The following is a 20,814-nucleotide window of genomic DNA, read 5'->3' as shown; positions in this document are numbered from 1 at the left end:
GGCGCATCCGCTGTCTCCGTCGTGATCCGCCTTTTTCAGGCAGGTCCCCCTCGGGGGACCGATCCTCGCACCTGCCATCCAGAATCTCGATCCCCTCGCCCTAAGCCCCCTTTCGGCCCTGTCGTGAGGCAGGAAGAGGGAGAGGGGCGGTGCTCCGCTCCCTCTCGATCTTGAACTGGCCCAGGAGGCGCCTCAGGCCTGCCACGGCCTCGGAAAGAGCCCGAGCCCCGTCGACGACCGATTCGAAGGCCCTTGCCGTCGTCGACGCCGACTGGCGTATGCCTCCGAGATGATCCACCGTGCGCGCCGTGGCGCCGGCGATGCCGTCGATGGCCTTGGCCATTTCGGCACTGGCCGCCGACTGCATGGACGAGACGGTGGCGATGTTCTGCATCACGTCGTTGACGCCCGACATCTCCGAAAGGCCAGTCGTCAGCTTCTCCTGAACGCCGAGAGCCGAAACGGAAAGGGCGGCCAGAACCCGCTCCGCATCGGCGGCGGCGGCGATGGCCTCGCCCGTCGAGCTGCGCAGAGGGGCGATGATGGTCGTGATTTCCCGGGCGGCCCGGTTGGACTCCTCGGCCAGCTTGCGCACTTCTTCGGCGACGACGGCGAACCCCCGTCCTGCCTCTCCGGCCCGGGCCGCCTCGATGGCGGCGTTGAGAGCCAGAAGGTTCGTCTGATCGGCGATCTGCGTGATGGCACCGACGAGGCCCGTAATGGCCTCGACGCCCCGCGAGAGAGCCCCCATCTTGGTCCGGTTTTCGGACGAACTGGCCTCGACCCGCCCCAGGGCCGCAACGACCTCGCGCAGCCGTCCGGCCACATCGCGCGTCAGCTCCGTCGTCCTGGCCGAGGCCAGAGCCCCCTCCTCGGCGGAGCGGGCCGAGGCGTTGGCGTTGGCCGCCACCTCCTCGACGCCGGCGCTGGTCTCCTCGACGGCGGCGGCGTTCGACTCGGAGAGGACGTAGATCTGCTCGACGGCTCCGGTCATCGTCTCCACCCCGGCCAGGGAATCGCGGGCCAGGGCGTCGAGGCGATCCGAATCGCCGCCCAGCCCCTCGGCGATCTCGACGATCTCCCCCACAAGACGGGAGAGCTTGTCCAGGAAGAGATCGAGGGAGGTGGCCAGGCGTCCCACCTCATCCTCGGAACGGAGAAGGAGCCGGACGGTGAGGTCGCCCTCCCCCTGCCCCAGATCCTCGACGATGCCCGTCATCCTGCGGAGGGGGGCGACGATGCGGAAAAGCATGGCCACCGTGGAGGCGATGACGACAGCCGTTCCGGCGAGAGCGATGAAAAGGATCTTCCAGAAGAGGGCCTTCCCGGAGCGGCCCGCCTCGTCGATGAAGACCTTCGTCAGGACATCCTTGGCGGCGACGCCCTCTCGGCGGAGGACCTCCAGATAGGAGGCATCGATGGCCACCTCGGCTCTGCCCAGGACCTTGCCGTCGAGGACCACGTCCTTGCCGAAGGTCCGCAGCGAGGCGCCGGATCTCTTGGCGCCGGCGGCGACGTTCCCCTTGTCGTCGTAGACAACGGCGTAGGCCAGGTTGGGCAGCTCCCCCATCCCCTTCGTGTATTCGCCGAGAAGATCCATGTCGAAGTTCCAGATGGGGTTGGCCGAAATCCAGGCCAGATACTGGGCCAGAGTCTCGCCGTAGGCGGCCAGCGCCTCGTCGTTGGCCCCGTCCCTGTCTTCGATCTCCCTTGCCAGAAGGGCCTCGGCCGAGCGGGCCATGGAGGCTCCCATCGCCTGAAGGCCTCGTCCGGAGAAGTAGAGCAGGGAACCGGAAAGGAGCGTGACGCCGACGACGGTGATAAAGACGATTCGCGAGACCAGGCTTTTGCCCATTCCTTCAGACGCCTCCTCATTCTCTTCTGTAGCGGACTCTCTCAAAGGCGGCAATGAAGAAAGGGAGAGACGACACCCCCCTTCGGCCCCCGCCCTCGGGCGATGGGGCTTTGATGCCGATTGTAAGAACAATATGGGATCGTCCACAGGAAGTCAAGGTTTAATCGAGCATGCACTGCGGACCGACGCCAAGCGGCATCCTTCTGCCGCAGAGAGTCCCTCAGGGAAGATCGGTGAGACGGTTCAGCTCGGAGGGGGTGTTGATGCCCTGGAAGGATCGGCGGTAGCCGGGAAGACATCGGAAGGCCGCCTCGGCGACGACGGTGACGCGGACATCGCCGTAAAAGGCTTTGAGGCGTCGGTCGCCCGAGGCGAGGGCCGCCTCGGCGAAGGGAAGACAGGTGCGGCGGTAAAAGGCGTGGAGGGGTTCGAGGTAGCCGTCGACGGAGGCGCAGAGGACGTCGCTTCCCGCCTCCCGGGCCTGCCACAGGCTCCGCACGACGGCCTCCTGGATCCAGGGCATGTCGCAGCCGACGACGAAGGCCCAGTCGCCCCTCAGAGCCTTCAGGGCCGACGTCAGCCCCTGCAGGGGCCCCAGGCCGGAGACGGCGTCGACGGCGACGGCGACGGGCCGGGCCGATGAGAGGGAGGGGAGGCGTCGTCTCAGCGGCTCCTCGTCTTCGGGGCCCACGGCCAGGACGATCTCGGGGAAGAGGGGGACGAGACGCCGCAGAACCCGCTCCAGAAGAAGGACGCCGTCGACGGCCAGGAAGAGCTTGTTGCCCCCCATCCGCCGTCCCCGGCCGCCGCCGAGAACGACGGCCGAGGCCTCCAGAGGTCCCGCGGCGGGCGTCACGGCCCGTCGGGCCTCCTGAGCCTGTCGCGGAAGACGAAGAAGTAGGCGACGGCGACGAAGAGGACGCCTCCGACGATGTTGCCCGCCGTCACGGGGACGAGGTTGCGGAAAAGGCCTCCCAGGGAGAGCCGGGCCGGAGAAAGGAGGGCCTCCGCCCCCTCCCCCGCCGCCAGGAGGCCGGCGGGGATGAGGAAGAAGTTGGCCACGCAGTGCTCGAAGCCCGAGGCGACGAAGGCCGTGATGGGGAAAAGGATGGCCAGGAGCTTGCCGGCGATGTCGGTGGCGGCCATGCTCATCCATACGGCCAGGACGACGAGCCAGTTGCAGAGGATACCACGGCAGAAGGCCTCGCCGACGGTCAGGCTCGTCTTGGCGACGGCGATCTTCAGGGCGTTGGCCGCGACGGCCCCCCGGAGAAGGCCGGCGCGGTGAAGCAGAAAGAGGACGACGAGGGAGCCCAGGGCGTTGGCGACGTAGACCCAGAACCAGTTGCGCAGGACCTTTCCGAGGGGAGCGCACCCCGCCAACGTTCCCAGAGGCATCATGCAGTTGCCCGTGAAGAGCTCCCCGCCGGCGACGACGACGAGCATGAGCCCCAGGGAGAAGGCCCCTCCGCCCATGAGACGGCTCACGCCGACGCCGGCGAAGCCGGCCAGGTCCTGGGTGACGATGAGCATGAAGAAACCGCCGAAGGCGATGTAAGCCCCGGCCAGCGTCCCCAGGACAAGCAGCTGGGCGACGGTGCGTCGGCTTTTCGTCTCGGCGGCCAGACAGGCGCCTTCGGCAAGTTCGACAGGCGTTTTGAAGTTCATGGGAATCCTCCTTGAGAGGGGAGAAAGCCGGGACGGCTTCCTCCCTCAGAGCGCGACGATAGTGACGGCGCTGATCTTGTAGGCCGGCGTCTCCGAGTCGGGATCGACGACGGATGCCGTGAGGCGGTTGGCTCCGGCCTCGGCGAAGTGGAAGGGCAGAAAGACCATTCCGGGCGGGACGCGATCGGTGATCTTGGCCCGCCCCTCGAGGGCGCCGCGCCGGGAGGTGACGCGCAGCATGGCGCCCTCTCCCGCGCGAAGGGCCTCGGCGTCATGGGCGTTGATCTCGATGAAGAGTTCCTTGACGAATTCGCCGGGGGCGCTCCGCCGGCTCATGCTGCCCGTGTGATAGTGGTACAGGATGCGTCCCGTCGTGGCCAGGAAGGGGAAGGCCTCGTCGGGCCACTCGTGGGGCGCCCTCCACTCGCAGGGGACGAAGATCGCCTTGCCGCCCGGTCGGGCGAACCTGTCCACGTGGAGGTTGGGCGTCCCGGGATGATCGACGGAGGGGCAGGGCCAGGAGAGCGGTCCCCCGTCGAGGCGCCCGTGACTCATGCCGCCGTAGCTGGGCGTGCAGGCGGCGACGGCGTCGAAGACCTCGGAGGCGCTCCCGAAGGACCAGTCGGCGCCGAGGCGGCGGGCCAGATCGGTGAGGATCTGCCAGTCGGGCCGGGCCTCCCCCGGGGCCTCGACGGCCCTGCGGACGCGCTGGACCGTGCGGGTCGTGTTGGTGAAGGTCCCCTCCTTCTCGGCCCAGCAGGCGGCGGGGAGGACGACGTCGGCCATCTGGGCCGTCTCGGTGAGGAAGATGTCCTGGACGACGAGGAACTCCAGGTTCTCCAGAGCCCGGCGGACGTGGTTCGTGTCGGGATCGCTCACCATGGGGTTCTCTCCCATGACGTAGAGGCACTTGAGATCGCCCGCGGCGGCGGCCTCCACCATCTTAACGAGGGTCATGCCCGGGGCGGCGGGAAGATCGCCGCACTTCCAGAGGCCCTTCATCCTGGCCCGGACGCCGCCGTCGGCCACCTTCTGGTAACCGGTGAAGACATCGGGCAGGGCCCCCATGTCGCAGGCGCCCTGGACGTTGTTCTGACCCCGCAGGGGATTGACGCCCGTGCCGGGTCGGCCCACCATGCCGCAGAGAAGGGCCAGGTTGGCCAGGGAGCGGACGTTGTCGGTGCCGCACCGGTGCTGGGTGATGCCCATGGTGTAGAAGATGGCCGACCTGGGGCCCGCGGCGTAGGTTCTGGCCGCCTTTTCGATGAGATCGGCGGGAACGCCCGTGATCGCGCTCGTCCTCTCCGGCGTGTACTCCCTGACGACTTTCCCGAGGGCCTCGACATTCTCGACGCGGGCCTCGACGAAGGCCCCGTCGTGGAGGCTGTCGCGGAGGATGACGTGCATGAGACCGTTGACGAGGGCCACGTCGCTCCCGCTCCTGTGGCGGATGTGGACGTCGGCATACCGGGCCAGCTCGATCCTGCGGGGATCGCAGACGATGAGCCTGGCCCCCCCGGCCTTGCGCTCCTTGATCCAGGAGCCGATGACGGGGTGGGTCTCCGTCGTGTTGGAACCGATGACAAGGAGCACGTCGGCCTCCTTGAGGGAGTCGTAGTCGTTGGTCATGGCGCCGCTTCCGAAGGTCTCGCCGAGACCTTTCACCGTGGGAGCGTGTCACAGATGGGCACAGTGGTCGACGTTGTTGGTGCCCATCACCTCCCTTGCCAGACGCTGAAAGAGATAGTTTTCCTCGTTGGTGCAGCGGGCCGACGAGAAGAAGCCCAGGGCGTCGGGACCGGAGGCGTCCCTGAGGGCCGTCATCCTGGCGGCGACGACGTCGAGGGCCTCGGGCCAGTCGACCTCGCGGAAAAGCCCCTTCTCCCTGATGAGGGGCCTGGTGAGACGCTCCTCGCTGTGGACGAACTGCCAGGCGAAGCGCCCCTTGACGCAGCAGCGCCCGCCGTTGAGCGACGTGGGGCTTCCGTAGTCCGTCGTCACGTTGGCGATGCGTCCTGTTCTGGTGTTGACCTGAATGTCGAGCTCGCAGCCGACGCCGCAGTAGGAACAGGTCGTCTTCACCGATCGAAGCTCCCAGGGGCGCCCCTTCCCCGCCGAGGCCTTCTCGGAGAGGGCGCCCACGGGGCAGAGCTGGACGCACTGGCCGCAGAAGGTGCAGTCCGAATGTTCCAGATCCCTGCCGACGGGAGGCTGAACCATGGTCCTGATGCCGCGGTTCTGGAAGTCGATGGCGTGGCAGCGGGCCAGGCTGTCGCAGGCGCGGACGCAGCGTCCGCAGAGGATGCACTTGTTCATGTCCCGGACGTAGAAGGGGTTGGCGTCCTCGATGGCGTAGGAGCGGCAGGTGTCGCCCTCTTCGGTGAAGGGAGAGGCCTTGATGCCCAGCTCGTAGGCCACGTCCTGAAGCTCGCACTTGCCGTTGCTCGAGCAGGAGAAGCAGTCCAGGGGATGGCGGATGAGGAGGAGCTCGACGACGGCCCGCCGGGCCGCCAGGACGCGGGGCGCGGCCGTGCGGACGACCATACCCGCCTCGGCGGGAGTGGAACAGGCCGTCAGGAGCTTGGGGCTCCTCTCCACCTCGACGAGACAGATCCGGCAGGCCCCGGCGACGGGAAGGGCCGGATGGTCGCAGAGGGTGGGGATGTGAATGCCGCCTCGGCGGGCGGCCTGGAGAATCGTCATGCCCCTTTCGGCGACGATCGTCTTCCCGTCGATGGTCAGGGTGATGGATTCCACGGCCTTCCTCCTCACTTGCGGGCGATGGCCCCGACGGGACAGGCGGCCAGACAGGCGCCGCACTTGACGCACCGTTCGCCGTCGATGGCGTGGGGCTCCCTCACGGCGCCCGAGATGGCCGACGCGGGACAGATCCGGGCGCACTTGGCGCAGCCGATGCACTTCCCGCCGTCGATGACGAACCGGGTCAGGGCGACGCAGGCCCCGGCGGGACAGCGCTTCTCGTCGATGTGGGCCTCGTATTCGTGACGGAAATAGCGCAGCGTCGTCAGAACCGGGTTGGGCGCCGTCTGGCCCAGGCCGCAGAGGGAGGTCTCCTTGATCATGGTGGCCAGGTATTCCAGCGCGTCCAGATCTTCCGGCCGCCCCCTGCCCGAACAGATCCGGTTCAGGATGTCGAGCATCTTCTTCGTCCCCTCCCGGCAGGGGGGGCATTTGCCGCAGGATTCGGCCTGGGTGAACTCGAGGAAGAACTTGGCCACGTCGACCATGCAGTTCTCCTCGTCCATGACGACGAGACCTCCCGAGCCCATGATGGCCCCCGCCTGGGCCAGGGACTCGTAGCTGACGGGAAGGTCGAGATGCTCCTCCGTGAGACAGCCCCCCGAGGGACCTCCGATCTGGACGGCCTTGAACTTCCGTCCGTTCAGGATGCCGCCGCCGATCTCGAAGACGATCTCGCGGAGCGTCGTCCCCATGGGCACCTCGACCAGCCCCGTGTGGTTGACCTTCCCCGTCAGGGCGAAGACCTTCGTCCCCTTGGACTTCTCCGTCCCCAGGGCGGCGTACCAGGCGCCGCCGTTGCGGACGATGGCCGGGACGTTGGCCCAGGTCTCGACGTTGTTGATGTTCGTCGGGCATCCCCAGAGCCCCCTGTTGGCCGGGAAGGGAGGACGGGGACGGGGCATGCCCCGTCGTCCCTCGATGGAGGCCATGAGGGCCGTCTCCTCGCCGCAGACGAAGGCGCCGGCCCCCTCCTTGACGTGGAGGTGGAAGGCGAAATCCGTCCCGGCGACGGAGGGACCCAGGAGGCCGTACTCCATGGCGGCCTCGATGGTTCTCTCGAGACGTCGCACCGCCAGGGGATACTCGGCCCGGCAGTAGATATACCCCTCGTCGGCGCCGATGGCGTAGGCGCCCAGGGCCATCCCCTCGACGACGGAATGGGGATCGCCCTCGAGAATGGAGCGGTCCATGAAGGCCCCGGGGTCCCCCTCGTCGGCGTTGCAGATGACGTACTTCTTGTCGCCTGCGGCGCCGGCGCAGAAGCCCCATTTGAGCCCCGTCGGAAAGCCGCCTCCTCCCCGGCCCCGAAGCCCCGAGGCGGTGACCTCCTCCAGAACCTGGCGGGGCGTGCTTTCCCGCAGGGCCCGGATCAGGGCCACGTAGCCGTCGCGGGCGATGTACTCGTCGATGTTGTCGGGATTGATGTAGCCGCAGTTGCGCAGGGCGATGCGGCGCTGCTTGCGATAGAAGGGAATCTCGCTGTAGCGGGGAACGGAGACCTTCGATTCGTCCCGGTAGACGAGGCGCTCGACGGGGCGCCCCTTGAACAGATGTTCCTCGACGATCTCGGCCACGTCGGAGGGACCGACGCGGCAGTAGAAGGTCCCTTCGGGGTAGACGACGACGACGGGGCCCATCTCGCAGAGGCCGTGACAGCCCGTCGAGACGACGAGGACCTCCCTCTCGAGGCCCCGCGCCGCCAGCTCGCGGCAGAGACTCTCCCGAAGCGCCGCCGCCCCTCCCGAAAGACATCCCGTCCCCTCGCAGAGGAGGACGTGGGATCGATAGGACCTCATGGTCAGTCCGTCTGGCCGATGACCTTGTCCTCGACGAGGCGGCCATGGACGACGTGTTCCGCGACGATGCGGCGGGCCTCTTCGGGCGAGACCTTTCCGTAGGTGATGCGCGGCTGCCCCTGGCGGATCACGTCCAGCAGGGGCTCCTGCTGGCACATGCCGATGCAGCCCGTCGTCTCGACGGAGACGTCCCTGATCCCCTGCCGGGCCAGCTCGTCCATGACGGCCTCCATGACGGCCCGAGCCCCGGCGGCGATGCCGCAGGTCCCCATGCCGACGATGACGCGCGTCCTCCCCTGGGAGCGGGCGCCCGTCAGATCCATCGTCTTCTCTCTGATCTCCTTCAAATCGTCAAGCGTCCTGATCTTGGCCACCGATTCCACCTCCGACTCCGGATTTCCGCCGACGAAAGGCTCCGGCCTCCCCTCGGCTTCCCTGTTCCCGATGCCCCAACCCCCCGTGATGCCGAAAAAATCCTCTCGAGCGACGGCGCAGGCGCGAAGAAGCTACCGGAAGGGAGCGAGGATCTCCGGAAGCTTCTCCGCGGCGACGCGGCCGAAGGTCTGATCGCCGATCGTCATGACCGGGGCGAGGCCGCAGGCCCCCAGACAGGCCACGGGCTCCAGGGTGAAACGGCCGTCCTCCGTCGTCCCCCCCTCGGCCACGCCGAGCGTCTCCTTGAGCCTCTCCAGAAGCTTGAGGCTTCCGCGGACATGGCAGGCCGTCCCGCGACAGACGCGGATGACATGGCGCCCGCGGGGCTCGAGGTGAAACTGGGCGTAGAAGGTCGCCACGCCGTAGATCTCGGCCAGAGGAAGGCGAATCTCCTCCGACAGGGCCTCCATCGCCTCCGAGGGCAGATAGCCGAAGACCCTCTGCGTCTCCTGCAGCAGGGGAATCAGGGCTCCCTTCCTGCCTCTCCAGGGCCCGACGATCTCCCTCACCGTCGCAAGAATCTCTTCCTTCGTCGCTGCCATCGTCTCCCTCCCGTCGCTTCGGAAAGCTCGCGCAGCCTCCCCTCGCGGTGCCCGCAGGACCAAAAGGCGAAGGACGAGCGCGTCCGACAGGGTGACGATACCATCAGTGCCCCTGGCAAAACAAGCGCTCTCCCCTTTTCGCCGCCGCCCGGCGCGGCGGCCACGTTTGTGTGCGCAATAAAGTTCTCTCTATCGTAGCACCTTCCCTCTCGCCTGTCGTCGCCCATAAAAGGCCGGGCCCCCCGGAAGAGACGGGGGGCCCGGCAGCGCGTTCGTCGCCCCTTCAGCGTCGCGCCGGAAGGCTCGCCGAAGAACGATCGGCGAGGGTGAAGCGGTCCAGCTCGTGGCGAAGCTTTTCCGAGGCCGAAGCCATTTCCCTGGCCTGGGCGGCGATGGCCTCGGCCGCCCGGGTCGTCTCCGCCGTCGCGTCGTGGATGGTTTCGACGGAGCGGACCATCTCGCCCGAGGCCCCCGTCACGCTCTGGACGGCCGAGGTGACTTCCTCCGAGGCCGCCGCCTGCTCCTGAGCGACGGCGGCGACGCTCTGAACGGCCTCGACCATCACGTTCAGCGCGGCGACGGCCCCTCCGAGAACGGTCTGGGCCTCTTCGGCCCTCCCCAGAGTCTCTCCGAGGATCCGTCCCGTCTCTTCCGTCGCCCTGACGGAGTCGCCCGAATGGCGCTGGAGGCCGTCGATGAGCTTGTTCACCTCGCGGGCCGCCTGAGCCGACTCTTCGGCCAGTTTGCGCACCTCTTCGGCGACGACGGCGAAGCCCCGTCCCGCCTCTCCGGCCCGGGCCGCCTCGATGGCCGCGTTGAGGGCCAGAAGGTTCGTCTGGTCGGCGATGGAGGTGATGGTGGCGACGAAGCCCGAGATGGCCGTCACCGACTGGCCCAGGGCCCTGATCTTCTCGATGGCCCGGCGCGACTCGTCGGAGGCCTTGCCGATGTCGCCGATGACGGTCTTGACCTCCGTCAGGGAACCGGCCGAGGCCTCCGAGGCCGAAGCGGCCCCCTCGGCGCCCGAGGCCGCCGCGCGGGCCGCCGACTGGGCTCCCGAGGCGATCTCCTCGATGGAGGCGTTCGTCTCCTCCAGGGCCGAGACGTTGTGATCGAGAAGGCCCCGAACGGTGTCGACGGAGCGGGAGACGCCCTCCATCGACGTCAGCGTCCTCTCGCAGAGGGCGCTCAGCGTCTCCGACCGCTGAGCCGTCACGTCGGCCTCCTGACGGATCGACGTCAGAACGCCGCCGATGGAGCCCACCATGGCGTTGAGGTTGCGCGAAATGTGGGCGATTTCGTCGCGCCCCGAATCGTCGTAGCGGATCGACAGGTCCCCGGCGCCGAGCCTGGCCGTCGTGGCCTCCATGGCTCCGATGGCCGTCGTCAGCCCCCGGACGACGGCGAAGAGGAGGGCCCCGGCCAGGACGACGGCGACGGCGGCGATGACGACGAGGATCGTCGTCAGGCCGCGGACGAGGGCCGTGATCTCCGAGACGGGGAAGACGATACCCAGGAAATAGCCCCGCGCCGTGGGGGCGAAAAAGAGCTGCTGCTCGCCCTCTCCGTCGCGGTAGACGGCGTTCCCTCTCTCTCCGGCGATCATGCGGCGGGCGATGGCCCGAAGGGACTCGGGAAAGGCCTCGTCCTTCGTCAGGTCGGCCTTGAGAACGGCCTCCTCGCCGAAGCCGGAGGCGACGATGCCGCTTCCGAGGAGCATGAGCCCCCGTCCCTTGCCGAAAATCCTCAGGGCCTCGACGTAGGCGCTCATCTCCTTGATGCTCACGTCCGTCCCCATGACGCCCAGGAGAGAGCCGCCGCCGTCGTAGAGGGGCGTCGCCACGGAAAGGACCATGCCCTGCGTGGCCGGGTCGAAGTAGGGATCGGTGAAGATGACGGCTCCCGGCCCGGCGGCGACGGCCTCCTTGTACCAGGGGCGGCTCCGGGCGTCGTAGTCGTCGGGCTCGGCCCATCGGCTGCCCACGGCGACCTTGCCCGTCGCCGCGTAGCCGAAATAGACGTCCTGAACGCCCTCGCCGCGGACGCGCTGGAGCAGGTCGGCCAGGAGGGCCTCCACGTCGGCCTCGTCGCGGACCTCGAAGGCGTTCCAGGCGCTCTGGACGAGCTCCGTCGCCGTGACGGCGATGGCGGCGATCTTGTCGAAGCGGGCATCGACGGCGTCGGCGGCGCGGGCCACGATCTCCGTCCCCGCCTCGGAGACCAGATCGAGGAGCATGGCGCGACTTCGGCCGTAGGTCACGACGGTCATCGCGGCGATCATGACCAACAGGGCCAGGGCCATGGCGAAGAGCTTGTTCCGGATCGTCATCGTAACGCCTCCTATGTGCACACCTTTTGGAGGCGATCATACAGCATCCGACCTTTATTGAAATTAACAAATTATAAAACGAGAGCCTGATTGTGATTTTTGTTCCAATTTTGCAGTTTTTTTGATTTAGGCGATATTTTTATTTTTTACTTTCAGTCCGCCGATATAAAAATTCTCATGACCTAATGCTCCTGCCGATAAAACGGAATGAGATCGTTTTGGTTCGCATATGAAGAGGGCCTCCCGAAGGAACGGGAGGCCCTCCTCATTCGGGAAGATCGGTCAGAGACGGGTCACGAGGGCGTCGACGTCGACGGTCTTCTCCATCAGGCCGTTTTCGACGAGGAAGTCCTGAGTCCGCTTGAGCTCCTCCACGTCGGAGGGACGGATCTCGGGATCGAAGTCGTAGAGGGGGAACATGGCCTCGACGGCCGACACGTCGAGACCCGTCTCCTCGGCCGTCAGGGAGAAGGCCTGCTCCCTCTCCTCTTTCATGAAGGTCAGGGCCTGACGGTGGACGTCGAGGAAGCGCCGCACCCGATCGGGATGTTCCCGCAGGAAGGGACCGGCGACGGCGATGACCGTCGTGGCGTCGACGAGACCCCGGCCGTCGACGACGACGCGGGCCCCGGCCTCCTGGGCCTTGTAGGCCGCCGGTCCGGCGGCGAGGGCGGCGTCGACGCTGCCCGAGAGGAGGGCTGCCACGCCTTCGGGAAGGCCCATGGAGAGGAACTGGACGTCGTCGGCGCCCATCGACGCTTCTTTCAGGGCCGTGGCCAAAAGCTGGTGGAGGACCGTCCCCTTGGGGCCGGCCACTTTCTTTCCCTTCAGATCGGCCACGGAGGTGACGGAGGGATCCTTGGCGAGGAGGACGAAGGCCTCGGGAGCCCGGCTGTAGACGGCGATGATCTTGAGGTCCACTCCCGCCGAGGCGGCCAGCAGGGCCGACGTGCCGCCCAGGCAGTTGGCGAACTGGATCGACCCGGCGGCCATGGCCTGGGTCTGGGCCGGACCGGCCGTTATCTCGGGGTAGACGACGTCGATGCCGTCGGGAGCGAAGGCCTTCTCGAAGAGTTCCAGTTTTTTCTCGACGATGGAGGGGACGTTGAGCGGGGCCTTGACGTAGGTCAGGGCGATCTTCTCCGCCGCCCCGGCGGGGAGAACCGAGACGAGGCAGAGGAGCAGGGAAAGGGAGAGAAGCTTGCGCATGACGAAAACCTCCTTCAGCGGTCGCCGGCGAGATCGTCCCCGCCGACGATGGCCTCCAGCACCCGACGGCGCAGAGGCAGGAATTGGGGCCATCCCGTCTCCCGCGGCCGCGGGAGGAGGATGTCGAGACGATCGACGACGCGACCGGCCTCGAGGACGACGACGGTGTCTCCAAGGGCCAGGGCCTCCTCGACGTCGTGAGTGACGAGGATGAAGGTCTTGGCCGTCCTGCGGTGAAGCTCGGCGATCTCGCCCTGCAGGCGGCGGCGGGTGAAATAGTCCAGGGCGCCGAAGGGCTCGTCCATGAGGATCACTTCGGGGTCGAAGACGAGGGTCCGCCCGAGGGCGACGCGCTGGGCCATGCCCCCCGAGATCTGGTCGGGATAGGCCGAGCGGAAGGCCTCGAGGCCCAGGAGGGCCAGCGTCGAATCCGTCCTCTCGGCCACGGCCTCCCCGTCGAGACGCCCTTTGAGGGCGAAGGCAACGTTCTCCTCCACGGTGAGCCAGGGCATGAGGCGGGGCTCCTGAAAGACGAGACCCACGGCGGAGCGCCCTCGCGAGGCCAGGGCCGGGGGAAAGAGGATCCGCCCCTCCGTCGGCGCCTCCAGGCCGGCCAGAAGGCGCAGAAGCGTCGTCTTGCCCGATCCGCTCCTGCCGAGGACGACGGTGAAACTCCCCGAGGGGAGGCAGAGGGAGAGACCGTCGAGGGCGCGCAGCGTGCCGCCGGGCAGGGCGTAGCTTTTGGTCAACCCCTGAAGCCTAATGCCCTCCACGGCCCTCTCCTCTCCAGGGCACGAGGCGCCGGGCCAGACGGAAGAAGAGGTCGTCGGTCAGGGCGCCGAGGAGCCCCATGGCGATGATGGCGACGACGATGACGTCCGACCGGGAGAGGGCCTGGGCGTCGTGGATGAGGTAGCCCAGCCCCGACGAGGCGGCGATGAGTTCGGCGCCGATAAGGGCCCGCCAGCTGTAACCCAGCCCCAGTCTGAGACCCGTCAGGATCGAGGGAAGAGCCCAGGGGAGGATGATGCGCCGGAACCGTTCTCCCTCGGAGAGGCCCAGGCTGAGCCCCACCTCGAGGAGCCCTCTGTCGCAGCGCCGGACGCCGTCGACGGTGTTGAGAAAGACGGGGAAAAAGGTGGCCAGGACGATGACGGCCGATTTGGAGGCCTCGCCGATGCCGAGCCAGAGGATGAGCATGGGCAGCAGGGCCAGAGGGGGAACGTGGCGCAGAAACTCGAGGGTGCCGTTGACGAAACGCCCCAGGCCGGGACGGAGGCCCAGAAGGACGCCCAGGGGAAGGGCCATGAAGCAGGAGAGGCCGAAGCCCCAGAGGATGCGCAGTCCGCTGGCGCCGATGTGGCGCAGGAGGTCGCCGCTGCGGGCCAGCCTGAGGGCGGCCCGGCCCACGGCAAGAGGTGCGGGGAGAAGAACGGGGCTCCAGAGGCCCAGGGCACTGCCGCCCCACCAGAGGGCCAGGACGGCGAAGGGAAAGAGGAGACCTCCGGCCAGGCCCAAAGAGGCCGGAGCCGAAGCCCTTCCTTCGTCGCCGACGGCGACCCAGTTCTGCCTTTTTTCCACCATGGCCTCTCCTCCGTCGCGGCGGACCGCGGAAGACGCGATGTTTGACCCCTCTCACAAGGGTACCCCTTTTCGTGAACGCTGTCACGCGGAATCTGCGCAAAAAGCCCGCCGAAAGGGCCGACGCCGCCCCCTCGGCGGCGTCGGAGATCTCGGAAGGGGCGGAAAACCGTCTCTTCCGCCGGGGAGGAAGCGGGTCAGCGGGAGCGCACGATCTCGCCGACGCGCCTCAGAAGAGCCTCCCGCTCCTCGGCGTCGAGGGCCTCGCCTCCGTAGAGGACCAGCCCCAGGCCGTCGCCCAGGACGAGCCGCTCCGACGGGGCCAGGGGGAAGTCGCCGTCGGGGCCGGCCAGGGCCGACCAGCGCCTGCCGACGACGGCCGTCAGCTCGACGGCGACGCCCCGGTCGCGCAGGTACGTACCGGCCCATCGGCGGAAGGCCTCACGGGCCTCCTCAGAAATAGACGTCTCGGGCACCTTGGCTCACCTTTTCGTAGGAGGCGTGAAGACGGGGGTACATGTCGGGGAAGCGGAGGGCGATCTCGGCGAGCTCCTTGGCCAGGACCTTCTCGCCGGCGACGCGCGTCTCTTCGCTGGCGAAGTCGTCGAGCCACTCCCGGAAGGTGAGGACGGCGTTGAGCTTGCAGAAATGGCCCTCGCGACCGCTGCGAAGGAGATCCATGATCTTCTGCCCCGTCCGGCCGCAGCGGTAGCCGGCGGTGCAGAAGGAGGTGATGTAGCCGTCCAGGGCCAGCTGGCGCACCACCTCGTCGAGACTCCGCGTGTCGCCCAAGATGAACTGCTGGCGCTCCCCTTTCTGCTTTTCCTCGACGTCGGCGTAGGCGCCGATGCCGATGCGCGACGAGGCGTCGACCTGGGTGCAGCCCAGGGGAAGGATCTCGTGGCGCAGGTCGCCTCTCTCGCGGGCCGTGAGGATCATGCCCGTGTAGGGGATGGCCAGGCGCAGGACCGTGACGAGGCGGGCGAAGGCGTCGTCGTCGACGACGGCCTCGGGGCTGTCGGCGTAGGGCGTGTTCGTCGCCGGCTCGATGCGGGGGAAGGAGACGGTGTGGGGGCCGATGCCGAACTTCTCCTCCAGGTCCCAGGCGTGCTGGAGGAGCCCCAGAACCTCGTAGCGCCAGTCGTGAAGGCCGAAGAGGGCGCCGATGCCCACGTCGTCGATGCCCGCCTCGAGACAGCGGTGCATGGCGTAGAGGCGCCAGAGGTAGTCGCCCTTGATCGTCCCCGCCGGATGGAGGCGCTCGTAGGTCGGGCGGTGATAGGTCTCCTGGAAGACCTGGAAGGTGCCGATCCCCACGTCGTGAAGGACCTTGAGATGGGCGATCTCCATGGGAGCGGCGTTGACGTTGACGCGGCGGATGGCGCCGTAGCCCTTCTTCGTCGGCACCGTCACGTCGTAGATGGCCCGGATCGAGTCGGCGATGTAGTCGTAGTCGCTGGCCGGGTGTTCGCCGTAGACGACGATGAGGCGCTTGTGGCCCACCGTGCCGGCCAGGACGCGCGTCTCCTCTTTGATCTCCTCCATGGTGAGGACGCGCCGCCTCTCGGCGCTGTTTTCGGCGCGGAAGCCGCAGTAGACGCAGCCGTTGACGCAGAGGTTGGCCAGGTAGAGGGGGGCGAAGGTGACGATGCGGTTGTCGTAGACGCGGCGCTTGACCTCGCCGGCGGCGGCCTTCATCTCTTCCCACAGGTCGGGATCTTCCACGTGGAGGAGACAGGCCGCCTCGTCGACGGTCAGCGTCTCGATGGCCAGGGATTTGGCCAGGATCTCCCGGACCCGCCCGGGATCGGGGTTCTTGCCCCGCTCCAGGGCCCCCTCGATGGCGCCATCGTCGATGAAACAGCGGTCGCCGTCCATGTAGCGCGTGATCTCGTCCCGCTTGATGCGGTTGGCGATCCAGCTCCGGATATCCGTCGCGACTGTCATGACCCTGCCTCTTTCCTTATCCCGTCGCCTCTAAAGGTCCGGCCCCCCTCGCGGGGGGCCGGACTCGGGCGAAGTCGACCCCGGTCGGATCAGATCCTGTGGCGCTTGAAGTAGTGGGTGTGGAGCAGGTGATGGGACTTCTCGCCCAAGGGCTTGCCGAGGTACTCCTCGTAGAGCTTCTTGATGTAGGGGTTCTCGTGGGACTTGCGGATCGGCTTGCCGGCGTCCTCGCGGTAGATGGCCTCCATGCGCTTTTTGATGATCTCCATGTGACCGTGGTGGTAGGGCTGGCCGCCGCCGCCGATGCAGCCGCCGGGGCAGGCCATGATCTCGATGGCGTGGAAGGGCTCCACCTCGCCGGAGCGGATCGAGTCGAGGAGCTTGCGGGCGTTGCCCAGGCCGTGGGCGATGCCGATATGAAGGGTCAGGTCGCCGACGGGGACCTTGGCCGAACGGCAGCCCTCGAGGCCGCGGAGAGCCGTGAAGTCGACCGATTCAAGAGGCTTGCCCGTGGCCCATTCGGCGGCGGAGCGGACGGCGGCCTCGATGACGCCGCCGGTGGCGCCGAAGATGACGGCCGCCCCCGTCGACTCGCCCAAAGGACGGTCGAAATCCTCGTCGGGGAGGGCGCGGAAGTCGATGTTGGCCCTCCTGATCATGTGGGCCAGCTCGCGGGTCGTGATGGAGATGTCGACGTCGCGGTTGCCGTCGACGGAGAACTCATCCCGGCCGGCCTCGTACTTCTTGGCCAGGCAGGGCATGACGGAGACGACGACCATCTTCTCCCGGGGAATGTCGAGCTGCTCGGCGAAGTAACTCTTGGCGATGGCGCCGAACATCTGCTGGGGCGACTTGGCCGTCGAGGGGACGTCGAGCATGTCGGGATACTGGTGCTCGAAGAACTTGACCCAGGCCGGGCAGCAGGAGGTGAGGATGGGAAGGCGCACCGACGTGTCGCCCTGGAGGTGGCGCGTCAGCCTGTCGAGGAACTCGCTGGCCTCCTCCATGATGGTCAGGTCGGCGGCGAAGTCGGTGTCGAAGACGTGGTCGAAGCCCAGGACCCGCAGGGCGGCGGCCATCTTGCCCGTCACGAGGGTGCCCGGCTCGTAGCCGAACTCCTCGCCCAGGGCGGCCCGGACGGCCGGGGCGGTCTGGACGACGACGACCTTGTCGGGGTCGGCCAGGGCCTCGATGACGTCCCAGGAGTAGTCGCGCTCCACGAGGGCCCCCGTGGGGCAGACGGCGGCGCACTGGCCGCAGAAGGTGCAGACCGACTCCTCGAGGGGCATCTCGAAGGCGGGGGCGACGACGGCGTTGAAGCCGCGGTTGATTCCCGAGAGGGCGCCCACGGTCTGGACCTTGTTGCACATCGTCTCGCAGCGGCGGCACATGATGCACTTGTCCATGTCGCGGATCAGAGCCGGAGAGATGTCCTTGACGTAGTGGCTCTGGCTGAAATCGGCCCCCTCGAAGCGGTTCTCGCGGAAGCAGAAGCGCTCGGCCAGGTCCTGAAGCTCGCAGTTGCCCGCCTTGGCGCAGCCCAGGCAGTCCTTGGGATGGTCGGAGAGGAGCAGCTCCAGCACCATCCGCCGGGCGTGGAGGACGCGGATCGTGTGGGTGTGGACCTCCATCCCCTCGGCGACGGGCGTGGCGCAGGCCGGAGCCAGGTTGCGCCGCCCCTTGACCTCGACGACGCAGATGCGGCACGAGGCGGCCTGGTTCACCATGGGAGTCCCCTCGAGGTTGAGGTGACAGAGAGTGGGGATATCGATGCCCAGCTTGCGGGCGGCATCGAGGATCGTGCTGCCCTGGGGCACCTTGACGTACTTGCCGTCGATGTTGAGGTTGATCATCTGCTGCATCTCGCCTGCCCTCCCCGAATCACTTCTTGATAATGGCGCCGAACTTGCAGGCCGTCATGCAGGCGCCGCACTTGACGCACTTGTCCTGGTCGATGACGTGGGGCTCCCGCACCTTGCCGCTGATGGCCGCCGCGGGGCAGACCCGGGCGCAGAGCGTACAGCCTTTGCACTTGTCGGCGACGATCTCGAAGGAGATGAGCTTCTTGCAGCTCCCGGCGGGGCAGCGCTTCTCCCTCACGTGGGCCTCGTACTCGTCGCGGAAGTTGTCCAGCGTCGAGAGGACGGGGTTGGGCGCCGTCTGGCCCAGGCCGCAGAGGGAGGTGTCCTTGATGATCAGGGCCAGGTCCTTGAGAAGCTTCAGGTCGGCCTCGGTTCCCTTGCCGCTGGTGATCTTCTCCAGGATCTCGTGCATGCGCTTGTTGCCCACGCGGCAGGGGGTGCACTTGCCGCAGGACTCCTCGACGGTGAACTCCAGGTAGAACTTGGCCACCGAGACCATGCAGTTGTCCTCGTCCATGACGATCATCCCGCCCGAGCCCATCATGGAGCCGGCGGCGATGAGGTTGTCGAAGTCGATGGGCGTGTCCAGATGCTTCGCGGTGAGACAGCCGCCGGAGGGACCGCCGGTCTGGACGGCCTTGAACTTCTTGCCGCCCCGGATGCCGCCGCCGATGTCGAAGATGACCTCGCGCAGCGTCGTTCCCATGGGGACCTCGACGAGGCCGACGTTGTTGACCTTGCCGGCCAGGGCGAAGACCTTCGTTCCCTTGCTCTTCTCCGTGCCGATGGAGGCGAACCAGTCGGCGCCCTTGAGGAAGATGACGGGGACGTTGGCGAAGGTCTCGACGTTGTTCACGTTCGACGGCTTGCCCCAGAAGCCCTTCTCGGCCGGGAAGGGAGGCTTGCTCGTCGGCTCGCCCCGCTCGCCCTCCATGGAGTGGATGAGGCCCGTCTCCTCGCCGCAGACGAAGGCTCCGGCGCCGTAGCGGATCTCGATGTCGAAGGCGAAGTCGCTGCCCAGGATGTTCGATCCCAGGAGGCCGGCCTCGCGGGCGTCCTCGATGGCCTTGCGGAGGCGCTTGACGGCCAGGGGATATTCGGCGCGGATGTAGACCATGCCCTTGCTGGCGCCGATGGCGTAGCCGCAGATGGCCATGGCCTCGACGATGGAATGGGGGTCGCCCTCGAGGATGGAGCGGTCCATGAAGGCGCCGGGGTCCCCCTCGTCGGCGTTGCAGATGACGTACTTCTGGTCGTCCTGGTACTTGGAGGCGAACTCCCACTTGAGCCCCGTCGGGAAGCCGCCGCCTCCCCGGCCGCGGAGGCCGGACTTCTTCATGACGTCGACGACCTGCTGGGGCGTCATGGACTCCAGGATCTGTCCCAGGGCCAGGTAGCCGTCGCGGGCCACGTATTCGCTCAGATTCTCGGGGTCGATGAAGCCGCAGTTGCGCAGGGCGATGCGCATCTGCTTCTTGTAGAACTCCATGTGCTTCGAGTCGGCCACGTGCTCGGCCGTCTCGGGATCGACGAAAAGCAGCCTGTCGACCTTGCGCCCCTTGATGATGTGCTCGGCGACGATCTCCTCGGCGTCTTCGGGCGTGACCTTGACGTAGAAGGTATTGTCGGGAGCGACCTTGACGACGGGACCCTGCTCGCAGAAGCCGAAGCAGCCCGTCATGAGGACCTTCACTTCCTCTTCCAGGCCCTGCTCCTTCAGGCAGCGACGGAGGTTCTCGGCGATCTTGTCGCTCTGGGCCGAAATACAGCCCGTCCCGCCGCAGACGAGAATATGCATCTTGACGTCAGCCATTGAGAAAGACACCTTCCCCTTCTACAGCGGTCACTGGTCGATGGTCTTGTAGGCGGTGGGAATGATATCCGCCACAAGCTCGCCCTTGAGGATGTACTTCTCGACGATTTCCCGGACCCTGTCGCCCTTGACGTTGCCGAAGACGATGGGATCCTCGCCGGGCTTGGTCACCTCGACGGTGGGCTCGCTGTGGCAGTAGCCCATGCAGCCCGTCTGAGTGAAGACGATATTCTCGATGCCCTTCTCGCGGGAAAGCCTCATGAAATCGGCCAGAGTCTCCCGGGCGCCCGAGGCGATGCCGCAGGTGGCCATGCTGACTTTGACCTGAACGAGCTTCTCGATGTCGTGTCCCTTCTCGCGAAGCTCCGTGGCGTTCTTCGTCTTTTCCTTCAGCTTGCGCAGCTCTTCGAGAGAACCGATCTTAGCCATGACGACCCCTCCTGACCTAGGCTTCGGCGTACTCGGCCAGGATGGCCGAGATCTGCGAGGGCGAGACGCGGCCGTAGACCTTCTCGCCGACGATGACGACGGGAGCGAGACCGCAGGCCCCGACGCAGCGGAGCGTGTCGAGGGAGAACTTGCCATCCTCCGTGACGCCACCCACCTTGATCTTGAGCTGCTTGGCCAGTTCCTCGACGACATCTTCGGCGCCGCGGACGTAACAGGCCGTTCCCATGCAGACCGAGATGGGATGCTTGCCCCTGGGCAGCATGTGGAAGAACGAGTAGAACTTGACGACGCCGTAGACCTTGGCCAGGGGGAGCTCCATCTTCTCCGCCACGTACTCCTGAATCTCGCGTGGCAGACAGCCGAAAATCCCCTGGGCCCGGTGGAGAACCGTTATGAGTTCCCCCTTCTTGTCGGGCAGCCCCTCGATAAAGGCCGCCAGCTCCTCATAGCCCGGATGGGTCTTGCAACATGTGGTCATTCCCTTGCCTCCTTTTCCCCTTTTGGAAAGAGTCCCATAAAACACTTGAATTCACTTTCACAAAAAAGTTTCCCCCCAAGGACCGC

At 67.0% G+C, this 20,814-nt stretch carries 17 protein-coding genes; all 17 read right to left on the bottom strand.

Translation table 11 applies throughout. From position 1 onward, the window contains the following. Positions 1-100: 100 nt before the first annotated feature. The 17 genes from KAR29_RS00285 to KAR29_RS00205 all read right to left on the bottom strand — a co-directional run bounded on the left by KAR29_RS00285 (position 101) and on the right by KAR29_RS00205 (position 20,728). Positions 101-1,855, bottom strand: coding sequence for a methyl-accepting chemotaxis protein (locus tag KAR29_RS00285; RefSeq protein ID WP_274373660.1), 1,755 nt, complete (start codon positions 1,853-1,855; stop codon positions 101-103). 220 nt (positions 1,856-2,075) lie between these two features. Further along, on the bottom strand, positions 2,076-2,711 hold the full coding sequence (gene mobA / locus KAR29_RS00280; RefSeq protein ID WP_274373659.1) for a molybdenum cofactor guanylyltransferase: 636 nt from the start codon (positions 2,709-2,711) through the stop codon (positions 2,076-2,078). Then, the gene (locus KAR29_RS00275; RefSeq protein WP_274373658.1) at positions 2,708-3,523 is read right to left on the bottom strand and encodes a formate/nitrite transporter family protein; all 816 of its coding nucleotides are present in this window, start codon (positions 3,521-3,523) and stop codon (positions 2,708-2,710) included. The genes mobA and KAR29_RS00275 overlap by 4 nt, the downstream gene beginning before the upstream one ends. Before the next feature lie 45 nt (positions 3,524-3,568). Continuing rightward, positions 3,569-6,280 carry a formate dehydrogenase subunit alpha gene (gene fdhF, locus KAR29_RS00270; RefSeq protein ID WP_274373657.1) on the bottom strand — a complete coding sequence of 904 codons (2,712 nt, stop codon included), beginning with the start codon at positions 6,278-6,280 and terminating at the stop codon, positions 3,569-3,571. A gap of 11 nt (positions 6,281-6,291) precedes the next feature. Then, positions 6,292-8,082: an NADH-quinone oxidoreductase subunit NuoF gene (locus KAR29_RS00265; protein WP_274373656.1), complete on the bottom strand. Its 1,791-nt coding sequence runs from the start codon at positions 8,080-8,082 to the stop codon at positions 6,292-6,294. Positions 8,083-8,084: 2 nt separating this feature from the next. After that, complete coding sequence (locus tag KAR29_RS00260; RefSeq protein ID WP_274373655.1) at positions 8,085-8,456, bottom strand: (2Fe-2S) ferredoxin domain-containing protein; 372 nt, start codon at positions 8,454-8,456, stop codon at positions 8,085-8,087. A gap of 132 nt (positions 8,457-8,588) precedes the next feature. Then, positions 8,589-9,059 carry an NADH-quinone oxidoreductase subunit NuoE gene (gene nuoE / locus KAR29_RS00255; RefSeq protein WP_274373654.1) on the bottom strand — a complete coding sequence of 157 codons (471 nt, stop codon included), beginning with the start codon at positions 9,057-9,059 and terminating at the stop codon, positions 8,589-8,591. A 283-nt stretch (positions 9,060-9,342) separates the two neighbouring features. Beyond that, positions 9,343-11,388 (bottom strand): methyl-accepting chemotaxis protein, encoded by a 2,046-nt coding sequence (locus tag KAR29_RS00250; protein ID WP_274373653.1) that lies wholly within the window; start codon positions 11,386-11,388, stop codon positions 9,343-9,345. 282 nt (positions 11,389-11,670) lie between these two features. After that, entirely contained in the window at positions 11,671-12,597 is a 927-nt protein-coding gene (locus KAR29_RS00245) for an ABC transporter substrate-binding protein (protein WP_274373652.1), read from the bottom strand. Positions 12,598-12,611: 14 nt separating this feature from the next. Next, a complete protein-coding gene (locus KAR29_RS00240; RefSeq protein WP_274373651.1) occupies positions 12,612-13,370 on the bottom strand; it encodes an ABC transporter ATP-binding protein in 759 nt (252 codons plus the stop codon). Beyond that, positions 13,357-14,181: an ABC transporter permease gene (locus KAR29_RS00235; protein WP_274373650.1), complete on the bottom strand. Its 825-nt coding sequence runs from the start codon at positions 14,179-14,181 to the stop codon at positions 13,357-13,359. The genes KAR29_RS00240 and KAR29_RS00235 overlap by 14 nt, the downstream gene beginning before the upstream one ends. Before the next feature lie 194 nt (positions 14,182-14,375). Next, positions 14,376-14,654: a hypothetical protein gene (locus tag KAR29_RS00230; protein ID WP_274373649.1), complete on the bottom strand. Its 279-nt coding sequence runs from the start codon at positions 14,652-14,654 to the stop codon at positions 14,376-14,378. Further along, entirely contained in the window at positions 14,632-16,125 is a 1,494-nt protein-coding gene (gene hydG, locus KAR29_RS00225; RefSeq protein WP_274373648.1) for a [FeFe] hydrogenase H-cluster radical SAM maturase HydG, read from the bottom strand. Before hydG ends, KAR29_RS00230 begins: the two co-directional genes overlap by 23 nt. Before the next feature lie 89 nt (positions 16,126-16,214). Further along, the gene (locus KAR29_RS00220) at positions 16,215-17,987 is read right to left on the bottom strand and encodes an NADH-dependent [FeFe] hydrogenase, group A6 (protein ID WP_274373647.1); all 1,773 of its coding nucleotides are present in this window, start codon (positions 17,985-17,987) and stop codon (positions 16,215-16,217) included. A gap of 19 nt (positions 17,988-18,006) precedes the next feature. After that, entirely contained in the window at positions 18,007-19,800 is a 1,794-nt protein-coding gene (nuoF, locus tag KAR29_RS00215) for an NADH-quinone oxidoreductase subunit NuoF (protein WP_274373646.1), read from the bottom strand. A 30-nt stretch (positions 19,801-19,830) separates the two neighbouring features. Then, on the bottom strand, positions 19,831-20,229 hold the full coding sequence (locus tag KAR29_RS00210) for a (2Fe-2S) ferredoxin domain-containing protein (protein WP_274373645.1): 399 nt from the start codon (positions 20,227-20,229) through the stop codon (positions 19,831-19,833). Positions 20,230-20,245: 16 nt separating this feature from the next. Then, positions 20,246-20,728 (bottom strand): NADH-quinone oxidoreductase subunit NuoE family protein, encoded by a 483-nt coding sequence (locus tag KAR29_RS00205; RefSeq protein ID WP_274373644.1) that lies wholly within the window; start codon positions 20,726-20,728, stop codon positions 20,246-20,248. Between the last annotated feature and the right edge of the window lie 86 nt (positions 20,729-20,814).

This window comes from Aminithiophilus ramosus (genome assembly GCF_018069705.1).
Lineage (GTDB): Bacteria > Synergistota > Synergistia > Synergistales > Aminithiophilaceae > Aminithiophilus > Aminithiophilus ramosus.
This window is presented reverse-complemented; position numbering and strand designations above follow the sequence as displayed.

What these genes read in the sequence shown, in the direction of transcription:
- KAR29_RS00275 (WP_274373658.1), bottom strand. Translation starts at nt 3,523, where the DNA reads ATGAACTTCAAAACGCCTGTCGAACTTGCCGAAGGCGCCTGTCTGGCC.
- KAR29_RS00220 (WP_274373647.1), bottom strand. Translation starts at nt 17,987, where the DNA reads ATGCAGCAGATGATCAACCTCAACATCGACGGCAAGTACGTCAAGGTG.
- nuoF (WP_274373646.1), bottom strand. Translation starts at nt 19,800, where the DNA reads ATGGCTGACGTCAAGATGCATATTCTCGTCTGCGGCGGGACGGGCTGT.
- KAR29_RS00285 (WP_274373660.1), bottom strand. Translation starts at nt 1,855, where the DNA reads ATGGGCAAAAGCCTGGTCTCGCGAATCGTCTTTATCACCGTCGTCGGC.
- KAR29_RS00250 (WP_274373653.1), bottom strand. Translation starts at nt 11,388, where the DNA reads ATGACGATCCGGAACAAGCTCTTCGCCATGGCCCTGGCCCTGTTGGTC.
- KAR29_RS00210 (WP_274373645.1), bottom strand. Translation starts at nt 20,229, where the DNA reads ATGGCTAAGATCGGTTCTCTCGAAGAGCTGCGCAAGCTGAAGGAAAAG.
- KAR29_RS00245 (WP_274373652.1), bottom strand. Translation starts at nt 12,597, where the DNA reads ATGCGCAAGCTTCTCTCCCTTTCCCTGCTCCTCTGCCTCGTCTCGGTT.
- nuoE (WP_274373654.1), bottom strand. Translation starts at nt 9,059, where the DNA reads ATGGCAGCGACGAAGGAAGAGATTCTTGCGACGGTGAGGGAGATCGTC.
- KAR29_RS00205 (WP_274373644.1), bottom strand. Translation starts at nt 20,728, where the DNA reads ATGACCACATGTTGCAAGACCCATCCGGGCTATGAGGAGCTGGCGGCC.
- hydG (WP_274373648.1), bottom strand. Translation starts at nt 16,125, where the DNA reads ATGACAGTCGCGACGGATATCCGGAGCTGGATCGCCAACCGCATCAAG.
- KAR29_RS00265 (WP_274373656.1), bottom strand. Translation starts at nt 8,082, where the DNA reads ATGAGGTCCTATCGATCCCACGTCCTCCTCTGCGAGGGGACGGGATGT.
- KAR29_RS00235 (WP_274373650.1), bottom strand. Translation starts at nt 14,181, where the DNA reads ATGGTGGAAAAAAGGCAGAACTGGGTCGCCGTCGGCGACGAAGGAAGG.